At 60.3% G+C, this 18,863-nt stretch carries 20 protein-coding genes; 15 read left to right on the forward strand and 5 right to left on the reverse strand.

Going from position 1 to position 18,863, the window contains the following annotated elements:
* Positions 1–183 precede the first annotated feature (183 nt).
* The 4 genes from ACLCGK_RS21705 to norR all read right to left on the reverse strand — a co-directional run bounded on the left by ACLCGK_RS21705 (position 184) and on the right by norR (position 3,958).
* Positions 184–918 (reverse strand): YkgJ family cysteine cluster protein, encoded by a 735-nt coding sequence (locus ACLCGK_RS21705; protein ID WP_410952887.1) that lies wholly within the window; start codon positions 916–918, stop codon positions 184–186.
* Positions 915–1,226, reverse strand: a complete 312-nt coding sequence (locus ACLCGK_RS21710) for a hypothetical protein (RefSeq protein ID WP_013970974.1) — start codon at positions 1,224–1,226, stop codon at positions 915–917. The genes ACLCGK_RS21705 and ACLCGK_RS21710 overlap by 4 nt, the downstream gene beginning before the upstream one ends.
* A gap of 87 nt (positions 1,227–1,313) precedes the next feature.
* Positions 1,314–2,213, reverse strand: a complete 900-nt coding sequence (locus tag ACLCGK_RS21715; protein WP_410952888.1) for a chemotaxis protein — start codon at positions 2,211–2,213, stop codon at positions 1,314–1,316.
* Between the two features lie 191 nt (positions 2,214–2,404).
* Positions 2,405–3,958 carry a nitric oxide reductase transcriptional regulator NorR gene (gene norR, locus ACLCGK_RS21720; RefSeq protein WP_410952889.1) on the reverse strand — a complete coding sequence of 518 codons (1,554 nt, stop codon included), beginning with the start codon at positions 3,956–3,958 and terminating at the stop codon, positions 2,405–2,407.
* A gap of 154 nt (positions 3,959–4,112) precedes the next feature.
* Here norR and hmpA point away from each other — a divergent pair, with 154 nt between their 5' ends.
* From hmpA to ACLCGK_RS21780, 12 genes are all read left to right on the forward strand, one after another.
* Positions 4,113–5,291, forward strand: a complete 1,179-nt coding sequence (gene hmpA, locus ACLCGK_RS21725; RefSeq protein ID WP_410952890.1) for an NO-inducible flavohemoprotein — start codon at positions 4,113–4,115, stop codon at positions 5,289–5,291.
* Between the two features lie 632 nt (positions 5,292–5,923).
* Positions 5,924–6,430, forward strand: coding sequence for a disulfide bond formation protein B (locus ACLCGK_RS21730; protein ID WP_039613829.1), 507 nt, complete (start codon positions 5,924–5,926; stop codon positions 6,428–6,430).
* Between the two features lie 559 nt (positions 6,431–6,989).
* The gene (gene cyoA / locus ACLCGK_RS21735; RefSeq protein ID WP_015268993.1) at positions 6,990–7,934 is read left to right on the forward strand and encodes a ubiquinol oxidase subunit II; all 945 of its coding nucleotides are present in this window, start codon (positions 6,990–6,992) and stop codon (positions 7,932–7,934) included.
* A gap of 3 nt (positions 7,935–7,937) precedes the next feature.
* Positions 7,938–9,956 (forward strand): cytochrome o ubiquinol oxidase subunit I, encoded by a 2,019-nt coding sequence (cyoB, locus tag ACLCGK_RS21740; protein ID WP_013970980.1) that lies wholly within the window; start codon positions 7,938–7,940, stop codon positions 9,954–9,956.
* A 3-nt stretch (positions 9,957–9,959) separates the two neighbouring features.
* The gene (gene cyoC / locus ACLCGK_RS21745) at positions 9,960–10,583 is read left to right on the forward strand and encodes a cytochrome o ubiquinol oxidase subunit III (RefSeq protein ID WP_023661242.1); all 624 of its coding nucleotides are present in this window, start codon (positions 9,960–9,962) and stop codon (positions 10,581–10,583) included.
* Positions 10,583–10,915: a cytochrome o ubiquinol oxidase subunit IV gene (gene cyoD, locus ACLCGK_RS21750; RefSeq protein ID WP_003259128.1), complete on the forward strand. Its 333-nt coding sequence runs from the start codon at positions 10,583–10,585 to the stop codon at positions 10,913–10,915. The genes cyoC and cyoD overlap by 1 nt, the downstream gene beginning before the upstream one ends.
* 11 nt (positions 10,916–10,926) lie before the next feature.
* Complete coding sequence (gene cyoE / locus ACLCGK_RS21755; RefSeq protein ID WP_013970981.1) at positions 10,927–11,814, forward strand: heme o synthase; 888 nt, start codon at positions 10,927–10,929, stop codon at positions 11,812–11,814.
* Between the two features lie 339 nt (positions 11,815–12,153).
* Complete coding sequence (gene alaC, locus ACLCGK_RS21760) at positions 12,154–13,362, forward strand: alanine transaminase (protein ID WP_013970982.1); 1,209 nt, start codon at positions 12,154–12,156, stop codon at positions 13,360–13,362.
* A 132-nt stretch (positions 13,363–13,494) separates the two neighbouring features.
* On the forward strand, positions 13,495–14,622 hold the full coding sequence (locus tag ACLCGK_RS21765) for a hypothetical protein (protein WP_410952891.1): 1,128 nt from the start codon (positions 13,495–13,497) through the stop codon (positions 14,620–14,622).
* A gap of 159 nt (positions 14,623–14,781) precedes the next feature.
* Positions 14,782–15,165, forward strand: a complete 384-nt coding sequence (locus ACLCGK_RS21770) for a YkgJ family cysteine cluster protein (RefSeq protein WP_003259127.1) — start codon at positions 14,782–14,784, stop codon at positions 15,163–15,165.
* Between the two features lie 385 nt (positions 15,166–15,550).
* Positions 15,551–15,805, forward strand: coding sequence for a hypothetical protein (locus tag ACLCGK_RS21775; RefSeq protein ID WP_013970985.1), 255 nt, complete (start codon positions 15,551–15,553; stop codon positions 15,803–15,805).
* Positions 15,802–16,053 (forward strand): DUF3077 domain-containing protein, encoded by a 252-nt coding sequence (locus ACLCGK_RS21780; protein WP_410952892.1) that lies wholly within the window; start codon positions 15,802–15,804, stop codon positions 16,051–16,053. Before ACLCGK_RS21775 ends, ACLCGK_RS21780 begins: the two co-directional genes overlap by 4 nt.
* A gap of 95 nt (positions 16,054–16,148) precedes the next feature.
* On the opposite strand, the gene ACLCGK_RS21785 is transcribed toward ACLCGK_RS21780, so the two are convergent.
* Positions 16,149–17,081 (reverse strand): RHS repeat-associated core domain-containing protein, encoded by a 933-nt coding sequence (locus tag ACLCGK_RS21785; RefSeq protein WP_410952905.1) that lies wholly within the window; start codon positions 17,079–17,081, stop codon positions 16,149–16,151.
* A gap of 203 nt (positions 17,082–17,284) precedes the next feature.
* On the opposite strand from ACLCGK_RS21785, the gene ACLCGK_RS21790 reads away from it, so the two are divergent.
* Genes ACLCGK_RS21790 through ACLCGK_RS21800 form a run of 3 tightly spaced genes read left to right on the forward strand, consistent with a single transcriptional unit; the run spans position 17,285 to position 18,805 of the window.
* Complete coding sequence (locus ACLCGK_RS21790) at positions 17,285–17,848, forward strand: GNAT family N-acetyltransferase (RefSeq protein ID WP_410952893.1); 564 nt, start codon at positions 17,285–17,287, stop codon at positions 17,846–17,848.
* Positions 17,849–17,860: 12 nt separating this feature from the next.
* On the forward strand, positions 17,861–18,400 hold the full coding sequence (locus ACLCGK_RS21795) for a hypothetical protein (protein WP_371034838.1): 540 nt from the start codon (positions 17,861–17,863) through the stop codon (positions 18,398–18,400).
* Between the two features lie 18 nt (positions 18,401–18,418).
* On the forward strand, positions 18,419–18,805 hold the full coding sequence (locus ACLCGK_RS21800) for a lysozyme inhibitor LprI family protein (RefSeq protein WP_023661248.1): 387 nt from the start codon (positions 18,419–18,421) through the stop codon (positions 18,803–18,805).
* The last annotated feature ends 58 nt before the right edge of the window (positions 18,806–18,863 follow it).

Raw genomic sequence — 18,863 nt, forward strand, 5'->3', positions numbered from 1 at the left:
GCCTGCCGCGCCACCACGCACCTGGCATGCGAACTGCGACCCCTGTGGGAGCGGGCATGCCCGCGAAGAATACAACGCGGTGGATGGCACCGGCTGCGCCGGTGTTCGCGGGCACGCCCGCTCCCACAGGGACCGCGGCAGGCTTTGGTTCTTGAGCAAGGCAGTTGCCCTGCAAAGGCATAGCTAGAAGCTGATGAAGGCGTAATACACCGGGGGCTCGTTGGTGGTGCGCAAACCATGTTCCTGCAAGCTCGCCACCAGCGCCGCGTCCTCCACATGCAGGGTCCACTGTGCCCGGCCAACCTCCGGTACCTGGGCCAGGGCCGCGCTGAACGCGCCCATGTCAGGCAAGTAGGCAGTAAACCCGTTGCCCTTGAGCGCGCTGGTGGTCATGCCCAGCGCCTGGCACACCGCCACCTTGGCGGCGATGTCATCGCGGTCGGCCTGGCGCGAGGCCTGCACCAGCTCCTCCAGCCCGGCATCGACCAGTTGCCTGCCGTGAATCAGCTCCGGCCCCTGTTGCCAGGCTTCCGGCGGGCAGTCCTTGCTGCATGGTCGCAGCGGGATATGCGGGTTGATTTCCACCGGGTAGATGCGACAGACCAGCGGCCGCTGGTCATAGATGGTGCACAGGTCGTTGTCGTCGAGGTTGCGGCAGCGCCCGGGGTTGAAGGCGGCAAAGGTCACCGATACTCGTGCCTCGCCGTCGCCACAGGGCACGGGATGGGACCGACGCAGCACATGATCACGCTGTTCTACCGGCATGCCAGGGCCGTCTGCCACGAAGGCTTCGATCAGCACCACCACCTGGCCACCGTCGTCCGCCCAGCGGCGCGCTTCCTCCAGGGTCAAGGGCACGTGGTGGCCGGTACAGCACTTGCCGCAGCCGGTACAGGCGAAACGCAGGCTGTCGGTCACTTGGCTTCCGGGCTCCACTCGCTGACGAAGGCGCGCTGGTGCTGGCGGTCGTACAAGCAAAGCTCGGTGCCGGTGCGCTGCTGCATGTGCTTCTGGGGGTAGACGCCTTCGATCAGCAGGGCGCTCATGCCGACCTGATCATCGAACTCGGCGGGCTTGCTGCGGGCGTGAGCATCCTTGAACTGGCTGGCGGCCAGGCAAGCCTTGAGCATCTGCTGGCGCTGCTCGTTCCAGGCCTGGCTGCTGGAGGCCTGGGCGATACCGCTGAAGAGGGCGAAACTGATCAGGATAGAGCTGAAAAACTTCATACGGATTCCGGCAAGTTACTTGCGAGGGGGGCGAATTATGCCCGACTCGACCCCGACGGCAAGCCGGGGAGTTTGTCTCCGAATATATCAGCGCTCGGCGAACACCACGGCGCGCGCCGCCACCACCAGACAATCGGTCAGCTCTGGCGAGGAAAACTTGGTGAGGATGGCATTGGCCCCGGCCTGGGTCGCCTTTTCACTGCTCATCGCGCTGTCCAGCGAGGTGTGCAGCAGTATGTACAGGTGCTGGAAGTCGGGGGTTTCGCGCAGGGTGCGTGTGAAAGCGTAGCCGTCCATTTCGCTCATTTCGATGTCGGAGACGATCACGTTGATTTCCTGCGCGGTGCCCTGCAGCTCCAGCAACACGTTGATGGCGTCCTTGGCGCTGCGCGCGGTATGGCATTCGACGCCGAGGTTGCGCAGGGTGTGCACCGACTGTTGCAGGGCTACCTGGCTGTCGTCCACCACCAGGATATTGGCGGCGGCCAGCAGGCTGGCGTCTTCCTCGCTCAGGGTGGCGTGATGCGGTTCGGGCAGCGGCGGGGCGATGGCGTGGATGACTTTTTCGATGTCCAGCACCTGCACCAGAGTGTTGTCGACCCTGGTCACGCCGGTGATGAACGAGCGGCTGCCCGAGCCATAAGGGGGTGGTTTGATGTCGGTGCTCAGGCAATGCACGATGCGGCTGACCGCCTGCACATGCAGGCCCTGGCGCGAGCGGCTGATCTCGGTGACGATCAGGCAGCCGCCGTCAGGGTCGGCCAGCGGCCGTTCGCCAATGGCGCGGGACAGGTCGATGACCGACAGCGAATTGCCGCGCAGGGTTGCCACGCCTTTCACGTGGGGGTGCGATTCGGGCAGCTTGGTCAGCGGCGGGCAGGGGATTATCTCGCTGACCTTGAGCAGGTTGATTGCCATCAACTTGCCGCTGCGCAGGGTGAACAGCAGCAGGGACAGCGAGTCCGCGCGGGCATTTTGCGTGGCCATGGTGACCTTCGTGGGGAACAGGGGATAACCGGTTATCGGCCTGGTTTGGTCGGGCTTTAGCGGGTGTGGGGATTGTGGGGCTGCTTTGCAGCCCATCGCGACACAAGGCCGCTCCTACAGGGGGGGGCGCGGTCCCTTGTAGGAGCGGCCTTGTGTCGCGATGGGGCGCAAAGCGCCCCCAGGATTCCAACTCAGCGCAGCCCCAGCCGACGGGCCAGGCGGCTAAGGTTGGCGCGGTCCAGGCCGAGTTCCCGGGCAGCCGCTGCCCAGTTTTCTTCGTGCCGCTGCAGGCAGGCCTCGATCAGCTGGCGCTGGTAGTCGTCGACGGCTTCGCGCAAGCCCCCTTCGGGTAGCGGTGCCGCCGGCAAGGGCACAGCAGGGGAGGGCGGGGTGCCGGGCGTTGCGGTTGCGCGCAGGTCCAGGTCGATGGCTTCCAGGGTGAGGATGCGTGGCCTGTCGGAATGTTGGCCCAGCGCCTTGAGCGCCGAGCGGCCGATCAGATGTTCCAGTTCACGTACGTTGCCTGGCCAGTCGTAGGCCAGCAGCGCGGCCTGGGCTTCGCTGCTCAGGCGCAGGCTGTTCAGGCCTAGGCGCGAACGGTTCTGTTCGAGGAAGTAGCCAGCCAATAGCAGCACATCACGCCCACGTTCGCGCAACGGCGGAACGTGCAGCGGGTATACGCTGAGGCGGTGGTAGAAGTCGGCGCGGAAGTTGCCAATACGCACCTCTGCTGCAAGGTCGCGATTGGTGGCTGCGATCAGGCGCACATCCACCCGGTGTTCGCGATCCGAGCCCAGGCGTTGTAACTGGCCGCTCTGCAGTACGCGCAACAATTTGGCCTGCACCGTCAGTGGCAGTTCACCGACTTCGTCGAGGAACAATGTGCCGCCATTGGCGAGCTCGAACTTGCCGCGGCGCTCGCCATGGGCGCCGGTGAAGGCTCCGCGTACATGGCCGAACAGTTCGCTTTCCACCAGGGTGTCAGGCAGGGCGGCGCAGTTGAGGCTGACCAACGGCTTGTCGGCGCGGTTGCTGGCCTGGTGCAGGGCCTGGGCCACCAACTCCTTGCCGACGCCGGTCTCACCGGTTATCAGTACGGTCAGGTCACTGCCACCGACCAGGCGAATTTCCTCGACCAGGCGCTTGTGCGCGGGGCTCTGGCCAATCAGCTCTTTGTCCTGGCCGCTGGCCTGGCGGTAGATTTCCGCGCGGTGGTGTTCGTCTTCCGCGCGCAGGGCCAGGTGCTCGATGCGCTCGGCCACGGTTACCGTGGCGGCGGCAAGGCTGGCGAAGGCCTGCAGAGCGCCCAGCTCCAGGCTCTGGAACTGCCCGGGGGTCAGGGCATCGAGGGTAACCAGGCCCCAGGGGCGCTCGTCGACCATCAACGGGCAACCCATGCAGTCATGTACTTCCAGGTTGGCATCAGGGGCGTTGACCAGGCCGTCGTAAGGGTCGGGTAGCTCGGAGTCGCTGGCGAAGCGGGTGGGTTCCCGGCTGCTGAGCAGGATCTGGAAGCGTGGGTGCTCGCTGACTCGGAAGCGCCGGCCCAAGGTATCGGGGCTCAGGCCGTCCACTGCCAGCGGCACCAGCCACTCGCCGTCCAGGCGCAGCAGCGCGGCGGCATCACAGGGCAGCAACCCCCGCATGGCCTGCAGCAGGCGGCGATAGCGTTCCTGGTCGGGCAGGTCGCGGGAAAGGTCGCTGACCAGGGGCAGCAGGGTGGTGAGCAGGGGCTTCGTGGTCATATGGACTCCTGTGGGTCGATATGACTATACGTCGAGGTGGGTCGTTTTGACATGACCTGCGTCAAGCCCCTGATTTTGCTGGAGATAAGAGTTGGCATGATTGATGTAATAGCTCGGGCAGTCATTTGAAGCCACAGGCTCAGGAGTTGTTGCAATGCTCAATGCCGAACAACGTGCAATCATCAAGGCCACTGTCCCCCTGCTGGAAAGCGGCGGCGAAGCGCTGACCACCCACTTCTACAAGATGATGCTCAGCGAGTACCCGCAAGTGCGCCCGCTGTTCAACCAGGCCCACCAGGCCAGCGGTGACCAACCGCGCGCCCTGGCCAACGGCGTGCTGATGTATGCCCGCCATATCGACCAGCTGGAGCAGCTTGGCGGCCTGGTCGGCCAGATCATCAACAAGCACGTTGCCCTGCAGATTCTGCCGGAGCACTACCCGATCGTCGGTAGCTGCCTGCTGCGCGCCATCGAAGAAGTGCTGGGCAAGGAAATCGCCACACCCGCCGTGATCGACGCCTGGGGCGCGGCCTATGGCCAGTTGGCCGACATCCTGATCGGCGCGGAAGAGAACCTCTATAAACAGAAGGAAGAGGCCGAAGGCGGCTGGCGCGGCACCCGCGAATTCCGCCTGGTGCGCCGTGAGCAGGAAAGCAGCGAAATCGTTTCGTTCTACTTTGCCCCGGTGGATGGCAAACCGGTGCTCAAGGCCGAGCCTGGCCAGTACATCGGCCTGAAGCTGGACATCGACGGCGCCGAGCAGCGCCGCAACTACTCCCTGTCGGCACTGTGCGACGGCAAGGAATACCGCATCAGCGTCAAGCGCGAGGCGGGTGGCAAGGTCTCCAACTACCTGCACGATGTGCTGGCGGTGGGCGATACCCTGCAGCTGTTCCCGCCGGCTGGCGATTTCACCCTGGCGGCGAGCGACAAGCCGCTGGTGCTGATCAGCGGTGGCGTGGGTATTACTCCGACCCTGCCAATGTTGCAGGCGGCGTTGCAAACCCAGCGTGAGGTGCATTTCATTCACTGCGCCCGTAACGGCGCCGTGCATGCGTTCCGCGACTGGATCGACGAGCTGGCCGAGCGTCACCCACAGCTCAAGCGCTTCTACTGCTATGCCGAACCGCATGATGATGCCGCGGCTGATGCCGTGGGCCTGCTGAGCGAGGACTTGCTGGCCGAGTGGCTGCCGCAAGAGCGAGACGTGGATGCATACTTCCTCGGGCCCAAGGGTTTCATGGCGGCGGTCAAGCGCCAGCTGAAGGGCCTGGGTGTGCCAGAGCAGCAGAGCCGCTACGAGTTCTTCGGGCCGGCGGCTGCGCTGGAGTGATGTAGCGCCTGTACTGGCCTCTTCGCGGGTAAACCCGCTCCCACAGGGACCGCACAGGTTTCAAACCTTGTGGGGGCCTGTGGGAAATTTTGTGGTTTTCAACAAACCAGCCCCCACAGGGATCGCGCAGATTTCAAAGCCTGCGCGATCCCTGTGGGAGCGGGTTTACCCGCGAAGAGGCCGGTACAGGCTCACAGAGTATTCATCCCAGCCGCTGGCAAGCCAGCTCCCTTGCAGCATTGCTCCCGCCCGTGGGTAATCGAGAACGAAACGGTCGATCGCATTCGTCGCCTGGGGGCTGGCTTGCCAGCGGCTGGGCCGCACCTCACCTTCCTGCCTATATATAAAGGAGAGATGAAAGCGGCTGCGCAGCTTTCATCTTTAATCCTCCTTTAATCACGGTATCCTTCACTCCCGGGTGTCGAGGGGCTTGCTCCTGCGCGGCACCCGGTCAGCCGCTTTTTTGCCGCCCGGCGTTGAACCGACGTCGTTGCGGCCGGTCTCAGCCACACCGGATAGCCCCGCGCAGCGTTATCACGCCGCTTCCTCGGCACGTCAAAGGCCCTGCCCAGCGTGTAGAATTGCGCCAGGCAGGCAGATCACGCTGCCACTATCCATCGAAGGAACCGGCAATGAACGAACAAACATCGCGCCTGAATCGGGAACGGCGCTTTCTGGTACTGTTGGGCCTGATCTGCATTTCGCTGATTGGTGGCGCCCTCTACATGCAGATAGTCCTGGGCGAGGCACCATGCCCGCTGTGCATCCTGCAACGTTATGCGCTGTTGTTCATCGCCGTGTTCGCCTTCATTGCTGCGGCCATGCCCGGGCGCCGTAGCCTCACCTTCTTCGAGGCACTGGTGGTGCTCAGCGCCATCGGCGGAATCGTTGCGGCCGGCAACCATGTGTATATACTCGCCAACCCCATGGTCAGTTGCGGCATCGACACCTTGCAGCCGATCGTGGACGACCTGCCGCTGGCCAAGCTCTGGCCGCTGGTGTTCCAGGTCGATGGCTTCTGCAGCACGCCGTACCCGCCGATCCTCGGTCTGTCGCTGGCGCAATGGGCACTGGTGGCGTTCGTCCTTACGGCTGTACTGGTTCCGCTCGGGATCTATCGCAACCGACGCCAGGCTTAGACAAAAGTACCGAATGGCATGTGGTCTTTTACGCCGCATGAGAAGAGGGAAAATTCGCTCACCGCTTGATCCAGATCAACCCGGAGGCCTTGCAGAATGCGGCTTTGGGGCCTATCAAGCGGGGTGCGACAAACTGTCGCGAAGTTGAATTTTTGAGCGGTATTGTTGCAGATTCTGTAAAGGACTGTTGCTCAATAAGTCATAGTCAAGGGTTGGCGACCTATCTACAATCGCCCCCAATTTCCGTTCGGCACTGCTTGCGAGTCGCAGGATTGAAGGAAGCCTCAGCGCTCCTTTTTGCTGACTTCGTCAAGTTTCGCCCAACGGCGATACCGGGCGGATCCCCCTCCGCGTTTTCCCGCACCAAATGGACTTGGTCTGAAGTACAGGCCTGTTGCCTACGAAACCATAAGCACCGCTAACCCGCTTGACGCCAAGGTCCTGCAGTCGGACCCCGGGCAGGAGCGAGTACGGGCGCGAAATGCCTCACTTGGCAGGACGAAGTGCTGGCTACCAAAACACAAATTGCATTGAAGCAAGCTGATCTAGAGGTCGTGAGATGAGTAAAAAGCGTTACCCCAGACTGTTTGGCATATTGCCCTTTTTAGGCATGCTTTTACTCAGTGGGTGCAACTGGACCCTGCTCGACCCGAAAGGTCAGGTCGGCATTGAGCAAAAGAACCTGATCCTGATCGCTACCGGTCTGATGCTGCTGGTGGTGATTCCTGTCATTATCATGACCGTGGTTTTCGCCTGGAAGTACCGTGCTTCCAACAAGGCTGCCACCTACACCCCCGACTGGTCGCACTCGACCAAGATCGAAGCCGCGGTGTGGATCATCCCGATCCTGATCATCATCGCCCTGGGCTACTTCACCTACCACTCCACCCACAAGCTGGACCCGTACCGTCCGCTGGATTCCGATGTGAAGCCGGTGCAGATCGACGTGGTCGCACTGGACTGGAAATGGCTGTTCATCTACCCGGAGCAGGGCATTGCCACGGTCAACAAGATCGTCTTCCCGGCTAACACTCCGGTCAACTTCCGCGTCACTTCCGACGCCGTGATGAACTCGTTCTTCATCCCGGGCCTGGGCGGCCAGATCTACGCCATGGCCGGCATGACCACCAAGCTGCACCTGATCGCCAACGAAAACGGCGAGTTCGACGGTATCAGCGCCAACTACAGCGGTGCTGGCTTCACCGGCATGAAATTCAAGGCTACTGCCACCTCTCAGGAAGACTTCGACAAGTGGGTCGCCGAGGTCAAGCAGTCGCCGAAGAAGCTGGACAAGGCCGAATACGACGCCTTGGCCAAACCAAGCGAAAACAACCCAGTCGCGCTGTATAGCGAGGCTTCGCCTGACCAGTTCCAGCTGATCGTCGACAAGTACGAAGGCATGAACCGCGGTCGTCCGAGCCACGAAGAAGCAGGCAGCAAAGATCTGGCCACTACCAAGGGTGTGGAATCGAGTATGCAACCAGCTGCCGGTGCAGAGGAGTAAGAGATGTTCGGTAAACTAAGCCTGGAGGCGATACCCTATCACGAGCCGATAGTCATGGTGACGCTTGCCATGATCGCGCTCGGTGGTATCGCTGTCGTCGGTGCTATCACCTACTTCCGCAAGTGGACCTACTTGTGGAGCGAGTGGTTGACGACTGTCGACCACAAGAAAATCGGGGTGATGTACATCATCGTCGCGATGGTCATGCTGCTGCGCGGCTTTGCCGACGCCATCATGATGCGTACCCAGCTGGCTGCCGCTACCGGTGGCTCCGAAGGCTACCTGCCGCCTGAACACTATGACCAGATCTTCACCGCTCACGGTGTGATCATGATCATCTTCATGGCGATGCCGTTCTTCACCGGCCTGATGAACCTGGCGGTTCCTCTGCAGATCGGTGCACGTGACGTTGCCTTCCCGTTCCTGAACTCCCTGAGCTTCTACCTGCTGCTGGCAGGCGTGCTGCTGGTCAACATCTCGCTGGGCGTTGGTGAATTCGCCAAGACCGGCTGGGTTGCCTATCCGCCGCTCGCGGGCATTCAGTACAGCCCTGGGGTGGGTGTCGACTACTACATCTGGGCGCTACAGCTCTCAGGCCTGGGTACGACGCTTACCGGCGTGAACTTCCTCGTCACCGTGATGAAGATGCGCGCACCTGGCATGAAACTGATGGACATGCCGATCTTCACCTGGACCTGCACCTGGGCCAACGTGCTGATCGTGGCTTCCTTCCCGATCCTGACCGCTGCACTCGCTCTGCTGACTGTTGACCGTTATCTGGACTTCCACATCTTCACCAACGAGCTTGGTGGGAACCCGATGATGTACGTCAACCTGTTCTGGGCATGGGGTCACCCTGAGGTTTACATCCTGATCCTGCCGGCCTTCGGTGTGTTCTCGGAAGTTACCTCCACCTTCGCAGGCAAGCGTCTGTTCGGCCACCACTCGATGATCTACGCATCGGGCGCCATCGCCGTGCTGGGCTTCGCTGTATGGCTGCACCACTTCTTCACCATGGGTGCCGGCGCCAGCGTCAACACCTTCTTCGGCCTGGCGACGATGCTGATCTCCATTCCGACCGGTGTGAAGCTGTTCAACTGGCTGTTCACCATCTACCAGGGCCGTCTGCGCTTCACCGCGCCGATCATGTGGACCCTGGGCTTCATGATCACCTTCTCCATCGGTGGCATGACTGGTGTTCTGCTGGCTGTTCCAGGTGCTGACTTCGTGCTGCACAACAGCCTGTTCGTAATTGCTCACTTCCACAACGTGATCATCGGTGGTGCGGTATTCGGCTACATCGCCGGCTTCGCCTACTGGTTCCCGAAAGCCTTTGGTTTCACCCTGAACGAGAAGTGGGGCAAGGCTGCCTTCTGGTTCTGGATCTCGGGCTTCTACGTAGCGTTCATGCCGCTGTATGCCCTGGGCTTCATGGGCATGACTCGTCGTCTGAACCACTCCGACAACCCACTGTGGGAACCCTACCTGTACGTAGCCGTTGTCGGCGCCGTGCTGATCCTGTTCGGTATCGCCTGCCAGCTGATCCAGCTGTACGTATCGGTTCGCGACCGCAACCAGAACCTGGACGTGACCGGCGACCCATGGGGCGGTCGTACCCTGGAATGGTCGACTTCGTCGCCACCTCCGTTCTACAACTTCGCCCACATGCCTGAGAAGGTTGGCCTGGACGCCTGGCACGAAGCCAAGGAAGCCGGTGTTGCCTACAAGCCTGCGGCCAAGTACGAAGCGATCCACATGCCGAGCAACACCTCCACCGGTTTGTTCATGGGCCTGTTCCTGACCGTCTTCGGCTTCGCCTTCATCTGGCACATCTGGTGGCTGGTTGGCGCGAGCCTGGTTGCAACCATCGCTGTCTTCGTTCGCCACGCTGCGCGTGACGACCAGGGCTACATGGTTCCGGCCGAAGAAGTGGCGCGCATCGAAGGCGAGCGCATGAAAGCGCTGGCCAAAGCAGGTGCTCTGCCTGCCGGCGCACGTGTCGAATCGTTTGAGCGGGTGTAATCAATGTCCAGTCAAGTAATGCACGGTGCTGCTCATGGTCACGACCATGGGCATGACGACCACCACCACGACTCGGGCCAGATGACCGTACTCGGTTTCTGGCTGTACCTGATGACCGACTGCATCCTGTTTGCGTCGCTCTTCGCCACCTACGCGGTGCTGTCCGGCAGTTTTGCCGGCGGCCCGTCGGGTCATGACATCTTCCAGCTCGATTTCGTAGCTGTTGAAACGCTGTTCCTGCTGCTGTCCTCGATCACCTTCGGCTTCGCCATGCTGAAGATGTTCGACGGCAAGAAAGCTGGCGTACTGGGCTGGTTGGCTGTGACCTTCCTGTTCGGTGCAGGCTTCATCGCGATGGAAATCTACGAATTCCATCACCTGATCGCCGAGGGCTACGGCCCGAACCGCAGTGGTTTCCTGTCGGGCTTCTTCGCCCTGGTAGGTACCCACGGTCTGCACGTGACCGCCGGCCTGATCTGGATGGCAATCATGATGTACCAGATCAACAAGCACGGCATCACGCCGACCGCCAAGACCCGCATGAGCTGCCTGAGCCTGTTCTGGCACTTCCTGGACGTGGTCTGGATCTGCGTATTCACCGTCGTCTACCTGCTGGGAGTTCTGTAATGGCTAACGCACACGACACTCATCACGAAGGTAACCACGGCAGCGTCAAGTCGTACATGATCGGCTTCATCCTGTCGATCATCCTGACTGCGATCCCGTTCGGCCTGGCCATGTCGCCAAGCCTGCCGAAGAACCTGACCGTTCTGATCATTGTTGCCATGGCCGTGATCCAGGTAGTAGTGCACCTCGTGTACTTCCTGCACATGGACCGCTCGAAAGAGCAACGCAACAACGTTTCGACGTTCCTGTTCACCACCCTGGTGATCGCTCTGCTTGTCGGCCTGTCGCTGTGGATCATGTTCAGCATCCACTTCGAAATGTTGGCCAAGTGAGGTAAGACTGCATGTCCGTTAAGCACTTTATCCAAATCACCAAACCGGGGATCATTTTCGGTAACGTGCTTTCCGTGGCAGGCGGTTTCTTCCTTGCCTCGAAGGGCCATGTGGATTTCGCCCTGTTCCTGGCGGTGGTGATCGGTACTTCGCTGGTGGTTGCGTCCGGATGCGTGTTCAACAACTGCATCGACCGTGACATCGACCACAAGATGGAGCGCACCAAGAACCGCGTCATGGTCCAGGGCGGCATGTCGCTGCCCCTCGCGCTGATCTACGCCACCCTGCTCGGGGTGGCGGGTTTCAGCCTGCTGTATGTCCAGGCCAACCCGCTGTCGGCGTTCTGTGCGCTGATCGGCTTCATCGTCTACGTCGGTTTCTACAGCCTGTGGCTGAAGCGTAAATCGGTGCACGGCACCTTGGTCGGCAGCCTGTCTGGTGCCATGCCTCCGGTGATCGGCTATTGCGCCGTGAGCAACAGCTTCGACCTGGCTGCATTTACCCTGCTGGTGATGTTCAGCCTGTGGCAGATGCCGCACAGCTTCGCAATCGCGATCTTCCGCTTCAAGGATTACAGCGCTGCCAACATTCCGGTCCTGCCGGTGGCACGTGGCATCCTCGCGGCGAAGAAGCAGATCGTGCTGTACGTGCTGGCTTTCGTGCTCGCAACCCTGATGCTTACCCTCGGCGGTTACGCCGGCCTCGGCTATCTGGCCGTGGCAGCAGCCATGGGCCTGTACTGGCTGTACATGGCCTGGGCTGGCTACAAGGCCGAGGACGACAGCAAGTGGGCGCGCAAGGTGTTCGGCTTCTCCATCCTCACCGTCACTGCCCTGAGCGTGATGATGGGTGTGGACAGCCAGACCGCTGCGGACGTGCTGATGACATACGCACGCTGATACTGCTGCCTGTTTCACGAAAAAGCCCGGCCACTGTGCCGGGTTTTTTTATGGGCGTTTTTCTGTGCCGGCCTCGTTCGCGGGCTCGCCCGCTCCCACAGGTACGGCGCAGGTCTCGGGACAAGTGAGTAATCCTGTGGGAGCGGGCAAGCCCGCGAACGAGGCCGGCACCGCAGAATATAAATTTCTTATTTTCAAAAAATACATCTGAAAAGATCTATAAAAACAGGAAATTGTCCTTTACAGACATCCTGTATCGGCATTATCTTCTGATCCAGGCCGCCATATCGGCCAGCGTCGCTCGGACGGTTCCGGGCGCTTACGTACTCAGAGGAAGCCATGGCCAACCCAGGTTCGCCGCGCCGCTTTGCGCGCATCGATCGTCTGCCCCCTTACGTCTTCAACATCACTGCCGAGCTCAAGATGGCCGCCCGCCGCCGTGGCGAGGACATCATCGACCTGAGCATGGGCAACCCCGATGGCGCCACCCCGCCGCACATCGTCGAGAAGCTGGTGCAGGTCGCCCAGCGTGAAGATACCCACGGCTACTCCACCTCTCGCGGCATCCCGCGCCTGCGTCGGGCCATCTCCAACTGGTACAAGGAACGCTACGAGGTCGACATCGACCCGGAAAGCGAAGCCATCGTCACCATCGGCTCGAAGGAAGGCCTGGCGCACCTGATGCTGGCTACCCTCGACCAGGGCGACACGGTGCTGGTGCCCAACCCCAGCTACCCGATCCATATCTACGGGGCGGTGATCGCCGGTGCCCAGGTGCGTTCGGTACCGCTGGTGCCGGGCGTGGACTTTTTCAACGAACTTGAGCGGGCCATCCGCGAGTCGATCCCCAAGCCGAAGATGATGATCCTCGGCTTCCCGTCCAACCCCACCGCTCAGTGCGTGGAGCTGGACTTCTTCGAGCGCGTGGTGGCCCTGGCCAAGCAGTATGGCGTGCTGGTGGTCCATGACCTGGCCTATGCCGACATCGTCTACGATGGCTGGAAGGCCCCGTCGATCATGCAGGTGCCGGGGGCCAAGGACATCGCGGTGGAGTTCTTCACCCTGTCCAAGAGCTACAACATGGCCGGCTGGCGGATCGGCTTCATGGTCGGCAACCCCGAGTTGGTCAGTGCCTTGGCGCGGATTAAGAGCTACCACGACTACGGCACGTTCACCCCGCTGCAGGTGGCTGCCATTGCAGCACTGGAAGGCGACCAGCAGTGCGTACGAGACATTGCCGAGCAGTACCGCCAGCGCCGCAACCTGCTGGTGAAAGGGCTGCACGAGCTGGGCTGGATGGTCGAGAACCCCAAGGCTTCGATGTACGTATGGGCGAAGATCCCGCCGGAGTATGCGCACCTGGGCTCGCTGGAGTTTTCCAAGAAACTGCTGGCCGAAGCCAAGGTTTGTGTGTCGCCGGGGATCGGTTTTGGTGATTATGGTGATGACCATGTGCGTTTTGCCCTGATCGAGAACCAGGATCGTATTCGCCAGGCGATTCGCGGGATCCGGCAGATGTTCCGGGCTGATGGCCTGACTCGTAAGTAAGCCCCCATGTCTACAGGTACGGCACATGCCGCACGGCCTGCGCCGTACCTGTAGGAGCAGCTTTCCTACTGCTCTACAGCTACCCAGATAACTATTTTTCTGCACTCATTTCTCACATCAGAGACCCGAAAGATGAGTGTCTTCACCGCCTATTTCTGCGGCACCGGCTCCCACCGCTTCGACGATGCCAACCCCAACTTCTGGAATGGTGAGCTGGTCTCGACCCTGGCCAGCAATGACCAGGGCCGCGAGTTCGCTCACTGGATTGCCGTTGACGGCCCCGGCAGCGGCAACCTGCAGGATGACAATCTGTTCGTCGAGCCCGGTGGTTATTTCAACTGGAGCGGCCAGTTGTTCGGCAGCGGCTGGGAAGAGAACGTCAACCATGTGCTGAAGGTGATCAAGGGCGAAAGCAGTTGGCAGCGCACCAAGCTGAGCGAGGAAGAATACGAGCGGCTGAAGGAGGCCGGTGTTCCGATTCCGGATGCCACCTCTACAGCTTCCTGGTTCTGGCGCACCTATGACTACGGCGAACGCCACCCGACGCCACAGGAGCTGCAAGAGCGCATCATCAACCTGTTCCGCAAGCCGCGCTTGCCGACCCAGGTGAACCTGGTGGGTTGGAGCAGGGGAGGGATCAGTTGCCACATGCTGGCCAACGCCATGGCGCAGGACCCTGTATTGCGGGACATACCTGTGAATATCTTCGCCATCGACCCGGTGCCGGGCATCGGTAACCTGCAAAGCCAGCGGGTAACCTTGGCGGGCAATGTCTGCGAGTATGTGGGTTTCTATTCGCGGGACGAGCGATCCAAAGGCTTTGCCTGTGTGATCCCTTCGGTCAAACCGGGTACACGGATATGCATCTACCCGATACCAGGCCGCCACGCCACGCTGGTGGGCAACGCCTCCATCGACGGTGCGAGTGATGGCAAGGTACTGGCGGAGCCGGGATTGATCGTACGTCATTTTGCCGAGGTCTGCCTGACCCGCTGGGGTGTGCAACTGGACAGGCGCCTGTTCCTGAGCGACGAGCAGTTGATGCGATATCACATGGTCATGGCCGCTGCCGAAGGGCGTTACAAGGCCATGCGTAGCGAGTCGTATACCGTACTTACCGAGGGCGAAGATGACGACCGCTTGGTGTATTGCGGCGAGACCTGCATTCACTTCAGCAAGGTGTGTGGTGATGGCTATGAGCCGACTGAGGGCCTTGGCCTGCAGCGCTGGGATGTCGCCACCTACAAGGCATTACGCTGACTTGAACGGGCGGCCGGGGAAGTCGTTGGTCGCCCGTGTTCAATTGCCGGATCAGCGGCAAATATTTTTTGCATTCCCCTCTATCCAGCCGCCCCGGCTTGGATTGAAAATGGCGCCGCGGGCCAGCCCCGATAACAACAACCTTCCCTCCGTGCCATCATGTCCGAATACAACCCTTGCCTTGACTGCGGCGCCTGCTGCGGGTACTTCCGTGTGTCCTTTTTCTGGGGCGAATGCCAGTCCGCCGGGGGCCTTGTGCCGGACGACCTGGTGGTACAGATCAACCCCACCCGTGTTGCCATGATCGGCACCGATGCCAAACCCTGCCGCTGCATCAGCCTGCAGGGCGAGATCGGCCAGGAAGTGGCTTGCACCATCTACGCCAACCGTTCCAGCCCCTGCCGCGAGTTCGAGGCGTCGTGGGAGGGTGGGGTGCATAACCCCAGCTGCGACGATGCGCGGGCGGCGTATGGCCTGCCACCACTGACCCCGCCCGGGGCCAACGAACCGCATTGGCCGGATGATGGGGCTGAGGTGGCCTGATCGTATTTCGTTAGCCTGTACCGGCCCTTTCGCGGGTAAACCCGCTCCTACAGGTATCACCGTACCCTGTAGGAGCGGGTTTACCCGCGAAAGGGCCATCAGCTGTAAGAAGATTCTGAACCTGCAACCAAATGCTTCAGGTTGCCAGGGATTAGGAATTATCCTACGGCCTAAGTCGGATGCCGTCTGATAGGCAAGTAGCTACCTCAGAGATAACGTTTCGGCGTCGTCACAATTGGCGATCGGGTGTGAGAAGCCCGGTGTTTCGAGATGGCTTGCCAGTTATGGCAGCCGTGCGCGTGCAGACTTCGGTCTGGCCGGTGCCTCGGACACTGGTCTTCTCACCTCGCGTACGGCTGCCACCTTATCTGTGAGAAGGATGCGAGTGGTTGCCTCTGAAAATATTTCCGAGATGACTATGAAAAAACTTGTACCTGATCCACCCGTTACAGACCTTACTTACCAAGCCGCGAAGTCCCAGGCTACCCAGGTCATGGACATTCTCTCCAACACCATCCTCCAATACCTCGACGCAGAAGCCCCGGACCTGCGTTCCACCCTTCTCGAAAACATGTCGACGCAAACTGCCCTGTTGCACGCCTTGTTAGCCCACATAAAGGCGCAGGAGGCCCAGGCATGAGCGACCACCTCAAATCCCGCACCACCGTAGGTGCGGAGAAATTCCTTGAGCTGTACCGGATAGAGCCGGGTGTACCGCTCGATCTGGCATTCGATGAATTGTCGGTCCTGATCGGCTGCATCAAGCACCTGAACGAAGAGGCCGAGATGGAGGGCGACAAGATCGCCGGCAGCGCGGCACGGATTCTCAGTGCCATGGCCAAGGCGCTGATCAATGATATGGAAGTGGGCCTGAACCGCGGCGCCTGAGCCGTTGGGGGGGCCGTGATGCGGCCCTCTGCTTCATGGCCGGAAGACAGTGATAACGGCAATCTCCTGGTATAGGTTTGATCATTTCTTATGAATCAAATACGGGGCTCACGAATTTGGAGGATTCGAGCTTGTAAAGGCGGAGTGTTATTCGTTTGGAATGGTTGAGGTTGTGGGGGGGGAGCAGATACTGGCGGAATATTTTCTGCATGGCTACTCAGTAACTCATGATTTTCATTATTCAGCAGGTGTACATGACGAAGCTCCTCTCTTTCCTGGATTAAATGACGTTTCGCTACGTCAAGGTAATGCACGCTCAGGTTTGTTTCACGCCTCGCTGAGGCCAGTAGTCTCCTTTGAATTTGTGGGTTTGTTGATGCTGCGGCTCTAAGCTGGAACTGTTCACCACTTTCTTCGAATCTTAACGAAGCCTCATAGGCATCTGTAGCAAGCGCTCTGGCTTGTTCTGCTCTAAAATTGCGAATTTGGGCACGGTGAGTGAGTCTACGAGACTGGTTCAGCGTCGGGTTGCCTGAGTAACGAGGCGGTTGATGCGGGGCGATGCTTTTCAAAGGAACCCGGTATTGAGCGGAAGGATCTTGATAGTTTATCGGATCTCCCGAGCAGTAACTGTAACTGTTCAACCCACCGTGCAAAAATGGGCTAAGTGCATCGGGAGAGCAAAATCTCCCGATGTTGGGGCTATAGGTTCGGTGGCCAATGCCAAGGAAATATCGCCAAAGCAATTTATCCAATTTTTCTCCGTTAAAAGCAAGGATGGGTTTCTCTTGTCCGGAATGAGGAAGATAGCCGTAGGGGCTGTAACTAAAAACATGTTTGATGCTTGCATCGTGAGTTTGTAGAATCGATTTCATTGAGTCGATTGCGAGGAGCAATTGTATGGTTGTAGCCGTAGTCTTGTGTAATTCTGCAATGGCAGAATTTTTGATCCGCAAGATGCAGCAACTCTGACCGTCAAGCAGAACATGCTGCAGATGGTTCATCTGGTAGAAAAGTCTAGCCTTCATGATAGGCAAGCCGCGTTCTCGTGGTGGTGAAGTCAAAGATTGCTTGACCGCTGATAGGGTGCAACTGGCATTTTTATCAGGAGACGGTTCATTCTTTGGAGCCTGGCTTGCCGGCGATAGGGCTGCGCAGCAGCCCCGGGATGCTTGAACCGATCGCTTGACGTTAAACTGTCATCTCCTCAGCAATGGACAGGAGATCCGGCGTGACCCCACCCCGCAGTTTCCCCAGTGACCTCTGCCTCGACAGCCCGCGTCTGCAATTGCGCCCCATGCGCCATGCCGATGCCGCGCAATGGCTGGCGATCATGGCCGACCCTGAGGTCATGCGCTATTGGCACCATGCACCTTGGCAAGACCTGACCGAAGCCGAAAGCGCCCTGGCCGCCGACCGCGAAGCCTATGCCAATGGTGACCAGCTCAAGCTTGGCATGTACCGCCGTGATAACGGCGAACTGATCGGTATGGTCCAGCTGTTCAATATCGACGATGTCTCTCGCCGTGGTGAAATCGGCTACTGCCTGGCCAGCGCGGTGCAGGGCAGGGGTTACATGGACGAAGCACTGACCTGCTTCATCGATTACCTCGCCCACACCCTGCACATGCGCCGCCTGGAAGGCGAGATCGACCCGCGCAACCAAGGTTCGGCACGCACTCTGGAGCGCCAGGGCTTTGTGCTGGAAGGCACATTGCGTGCGCGTTGGTGCGTTGCCGGCGAGTTGTCCGATTCGGGTATTTATGGCCTTCTGCTAGAGCCCCCGGTTGCATAGGAAGTAAATCTCTTGCCAGTTTTCTACCTGAGCGCCAGCCTGCTGCTTTACCTGCTCGCACTGTTCTTCGACGGCGCGCTGATGAGTGGTGACCGCCACATGCCGGCCCTGCAGATGCTGTTGTACGGGCCTTGGGGTATGCCCTTCGGGTTGTACCAGTGGTTTGCCAACCCGCTGCTGGCCCTGGCGGTCCTTGCCCATCGACGCTTTCGCCGGCTGGCATTGCTGGTCGGGCTGGTGGCTGTGTATCTGGCGGCCAGCAGCTTTGGAATTGACCGCCTGCCGGACAATCAGAGCTATGAGTTCCATGACCTGACCGGTTTTGGTGCCGGTTTCTACCTGTGGCTGGCGGCGATGGTGGTGTTTTGCATGGGCCAGGCCTGGCATTGCTGGAGGGCACGCAGCGCCGACGACATGCCGGGCTGGAGCTGGCTGGATGTGGTGTTGATCGCGGCGCTTGGCGTGATGTTTTATGCGGCAACGCAGATGCCGTCGCTGCGCTTCGAGCCGGGCAAGGTGCTGATGCCGCCGGAACAGCCGCAGACGCTGTGATGCCCACAAGGAGAGTTTATGACCAAGCATTACCTGACGGGCCTGGCATTGGCCTGTGTGCTGCCGCTGGCCCAGGCGGATGACTACACGCCGGGATACGGGCAGTGCATGGACAAGGCGTCCAGTACCGTTGCCATGAGCGAGTGCATTCGGGCCGAGACGCAGTTGCAGGACCAGCGTTTGAACCGGGTGTACAAGCAATTGATGGGCAAGCTGGATGCCGGGCAGCAGAAGAGCCTGCGTGATGTGCAGCGCAAGTGGCTTGCCTACCGCGATGGCAATTGCGGGTTCCATGTGCAGGCCAGTGGCGGGACCATGGCACAGCTGGAAGGTGGGTCCTGTGTGATGGACATGACCCGCGACCGGGCGGCGGAGCTGGAGCGGGTGCTCAGCCCTGGGCAGTGAGGTTGTCTGTACTGGCCCTATCGCCGGCAAGCCAGCTCCCACCTCGAACTCCCTCCCC

It is taken from the genome of Pseudomonas sp. S1(2024) (assembly GCF_046557535.1).